4 protein-coding genes and 1 pseudogene are annotated in these 3,467 nt (G+C 69.6%); 2 read left to right on the top strand and 3 right to left on the bottom strand.

Annotation, left to right across the window (positions count from 1 at the left end; all coding sequences use genetic code 11):
* The first annotated feature begins 242 nt into the window (after positions 1-242).
* Both FCI23_RS62145 and FCI23_RS62140 read left to right on the top strand, forming a co-directional pair.
* A complete protein-coding gene (locus FCI23_RS62145) occupies positions 243-1,454 on the top strand; it encodes an IS1634 family transposase (protein ID WP_246144926.1) in 1,212 nt (403 codons plus the stop codon).
* A 23-nt stretch (positions 1,455-1,477) separates the two neighbouring features.
* The gene (locus tag FCI23_RS62140; RefSeq protein WP_246144925.1) at positions 1,478-1,837 is read left to right on the top strand and encodes a hypothetical protein; all 360 of its coding nucleotides are present in this window, start codon (positions 1,478-1,480) and stop codon (positions 1,835-1,837) included.
* Between the two features lie 131 nt (positions 1,838-1,968).
* Here FCI23_RS62140 and FCI23_RS62135 read toward each other — a convergent pair whose 3' ends face one another.
* From FCI23_RS62135 to FCI23_RS54705, 3 genes and pseudogenes are all read right to left on the bottom strand, one after another.
* Entirely contained in the window at positions 1,969-2,442 is a 474-nt protein-coding gene (locus FCI23_RS62135) for an SRPBCC family protein (RefSeq protein ID WP_136731633.1), read from the bottom strand.
* Positions 2,439-2,765: an ArsR/SmtB family transcription factor gene (locus FCI23_RS62130; RefSeq protein ID WP_136731632.1), complete on the bottom strand. Its 327-nt coding sequence runs from the start codon at positions 2,763-2,765 to the stop codon at positions 2,439-2,441. The genes FCI23_RS62135 and FCI23_RS62130 overlap by 4 nt, the downstream gene beginning before the upstream one ends.
* A 147-nt stretch (positions 2,766-2,912) precedes the next feature.
* Positions 2,913-3,467 (bottom strand): annotated as a pseudogene (locus tag FCI23_RS54705) (3-carboxy-cis,cis-muconate cycloisomerase); the annotation flags it as partial.

Raw genomic sequence — 3,467 nt, 5'->3', positions numbered from 1 at the left:
TGGACCATGCGCTGGAAGGCCCCGCTGAACGCCTTCCAGATCGCCTTCGAAGGACGCCTGACCCCCGCCAACAACTAGAACTCGACAACCCAGATCAGCCGTTAAGTTGACACTCCCGGATGGATCGGGCTGTTTGGCGGTGTCCGAGGCGGGGCTGTGGGCGTTGAGTGGGTGTGTCGATGACTTCCCGGTCCCCGCGGCCACGGTCCCAGCGTCAGCGCTTTGAGTGCGCGGTGGTGTCCGTGGTGGAGAAGCGTCTGGGCGCTCTGCCTGTCGCTGCCGAGTTTCTGCGCCGGCTGGACGTGGCCGGGATCGTCGACGAGTTGTGCCCGGGCGGTGCGAGCGCCCACCTGAGTCATGGGCAGGTCATCGAGGCGCTGGTGGCCAACCGGCTGACCTCGCCCGCGCCGCTGCTGCGGGTCGGGGACTGGGCGCGGACCTGGGCGGTGGAGGAGGTCTTCGGTATCGAGCCGAACCTGCTCAACGACGACCGCCTGGCCCGTGCGCTGGATGCAATCGCTCCGAAACTGGAGCAGATCGCGGGCACGGTCGGCGCGCGGGCGATCGCCGAGTTCGGCATCGACGTGTCCCGGTTTCATTGGGACATGACGAGTATGTCCGTCTATGGCGCCTACCCGGTCGAGGAGCAGGACCAGGAGTACCCGGTCATCGGCTACGGGCATCCCATGGACCGGCGGGTGGACCTGAAGCAGGTCCAGGCCGGGCTGGCGGTCACGGCCGACGGCGGCATCCCCGTCCACGCCCGGGTGTTCGGCGGGGGTGCGGCCGAAATCTGCCAGGTCGTCGGGGCGATGAAGGGCCTGCGGAAGATGGCCGGCCAGCAGGACTTCTTGATGGTCGCCGACTCCAAGCTGGTGTCCTACCCGAACATCGCCGCCCTGCTCCAGGCCGGCGTGCCCTTCATCGCCCCGGTCCCCGCCGCACAGGTCAAGGATGAGGTCTACGCCGCCTTGGACCTGCTGTCGGCGGCGGTCGTGGACTGGGTGCCCGAGCGGGACGCCGGCAAGGAACCGGGCGAGCGGGAGGTCTACCGGGTGCTGGAGGACGTCCACACCCTCCCCGGACCCCGCAAGAGCGACCCGGTCCTGACGGTGCGGCGGATCCTGGTCCACTCCACCGGCAACGCGGCCGGCCAGCAGGCCGCCCGCGCCAAGCGCCTCGCCCGGGCCGGGGAGGATATGGACAAACTCGCCCGGGCGGCGGGCGGCCGACACTACAAGACCCGCGAGAAGGTCGCCGCCCGCATCGGGGTGATCGCCGCGAAGCGCCGCGTCGTCTCCTGCCTGCGCTGGGAGATCACCGAGAACGAGGCCGGTGTCCCCTCGCTCGCCTGGCACTTCGACCAGGAGGTGCTCGATGCCGAGGCCCAGGTCGACGGCTGGTACGCGCTGATCACGCCGCTGCCGAGCAGGCCGATCCGGGGCAGGTCCTGATCCAGTACAAGGGCCAGGGCACGGTGGAACGCCGGTACCACGATTTCAAGGGCCCGCTCGCGGTCGCCCCGATGTTCGTCCAGCACAACCACCGCGTCGCCGCCCTGATCCAGGTGATCTGCCTGGCCCTGCTGCTGTTCTGCCTGATTGAACGTCAGGTCCGGTGTGCGCTGAGCCCCGAGCAGAGGATGATCGACCTCTACCCGGACAACCGCCGGGTCCGGCCCACCGGCCGCATGATCCTCTACCACCTCGGCGAGCTGACGCTACGGATCGGCCATGCGACCGACCCGCCCACCGTCCAGATCACCCGCGGCGTCCAACTCCACCTCCTCGAACTCCTCGGCATCGAAGTCACACGAACCCGCTGGCCACAGACCTGAATCGGTGACCCGTCCGCGAAGACATCACGGGATCTGCGTCACCGCACCCCTGCGACCTTTCAGTTTGCTCGCGGAGGGCGTAGTGCTGGTCCGGTGGGAATGGCGTGGTCGTCCGTCCTCACCCGGCACGGTTACGCGGCGGTTCCAGCGGGCAGTCCGGATTCGGTGAGGGAAGCGCCGGTCTCCATGAGCGTCTTCAGGCCGCTGAGGACGAACATCCATCCGGGCCCGGACACGCTCTGGGCGGTCTTCGGGGCGCCGTCGAGCTTGTCATGGGTCAAGGTCAGCTTGCAGTAGCCGCCCTCCTGCGGCTCGATCTCCCAGGTAACCCGGCTGGGCTGCTCGGCGGCCATGTCGGGGTCGTACATCGAGCGCCATTCGTGTACGAGCCGGCGCGGCGGGTCGAACTCGAGGACCGGGCCGTCGCCCCAGGTTGCGCCGTCCGGCCCGTGCGATACGTACCGCTCGGGGCCGGCTTCGATCCTGGCGCCGTGGAAGTAGCGGGCGGACACCTCGGGTGTGGTGATGGCCTGCCAGATCTTTTCCGAGCTGGCCTTGATGAATACCTGGTAGACCTGGGTGGCCAGGTCCGTGGTCGCGATCATTGCTCGCCCTCCGATTCCAGTGTGGTCTTGAGGTCGGCCAGCAGGGAGGCCGGTGCCTCGGTGTACTTGTCGATCCAGCGGTCGTGGATCAGGCGTATCGGGACCGGGTTGAGGAAGTGCAGCTTCTCCCGGCCCGAGCGGCGGGTGGCGACCAGCCCAGCCTCCTCCAGCACCCGCAGGTGCTTCATCACCCCGAAGCGGGTCATCTCCGTCTCGCGCTCCAGTTCGGTGAGCGTGCGGCCGTCGCGCTCGAAGAGCCGATCCAGCAGCAGGCGCCGGGTCGGGTCCGCGAGCGCCTTGAAGACGCGGTCGTCACCATCCATCACCATCAAGATAGGTGACTGAATGGTCACATGTCAATGGTGCGCTGCCCCACCGGCCGAGGCGACCCCCCGGGGGGCATAGCGACACACTCAGTCGACGCCCCCGGTCCCGCCTCGGACACCCCCGAACTGCCCGATCCACCCGAATCAACCACCTGCGAAGTACGGGACTAGCGAGCCGGCGGCACCCGTGTACTCGGCGGGGAGCAACAGGGAGTCGAGTTCCGCTGGAGACAGCACGCCGTCCAGCGCGGGCAGTGCGGCCAGCACCGCCCGCAGGCCGGTGCCGGCGGTGTCGGCAGTCCGAGAGGCATCGGTCAGCAGTGCGCGGGCCCGGGCCCGGCCGAGCGCCGGGGTGAGCACCGCCACGAGTCGTTCGGTGACCACCTGGCTGCCGGTGAGCTCCAGGTTGGCGCGCATCCGGGTCGGGTCCACGGCGAGACCCTCGGTGAGTTCCACCGCGGTAAACGCCGCGCCCCCGGCCAGCCGCAGGCACTCGCGCAGCAGCGCCCACTCTGCGTGCCAACCGCCCGCGGACCGCTCGTCCTCGGCGACCAGGCACTGCGTCAGGGCCCCGGCCAGGGCCGGGACCTGGAGCGCGGCGCTTCGCACCAGGACGGCCAGCACCGGGTTGCGCTTGTGCGGCATGGCCGATGAGGCGCCCCGGCCGGCCGGGGCGGGCTCGGCCACCTCGGCGATCTC

The sequence above is a fragment of the Actinacidiphila oryziradicis genome (assembly GCF_005047355.1).
Taxonomy (GTDB): Bacteria; Actinomycetota; Actinomycetes; order Streptomycetales; family Streptomycetaceae; genus Actinacidiphila; species Actinacidiphila oryziradicis.
This window is presented reverse-complemented; position numbering and strand designations above follow the sequence as displayed.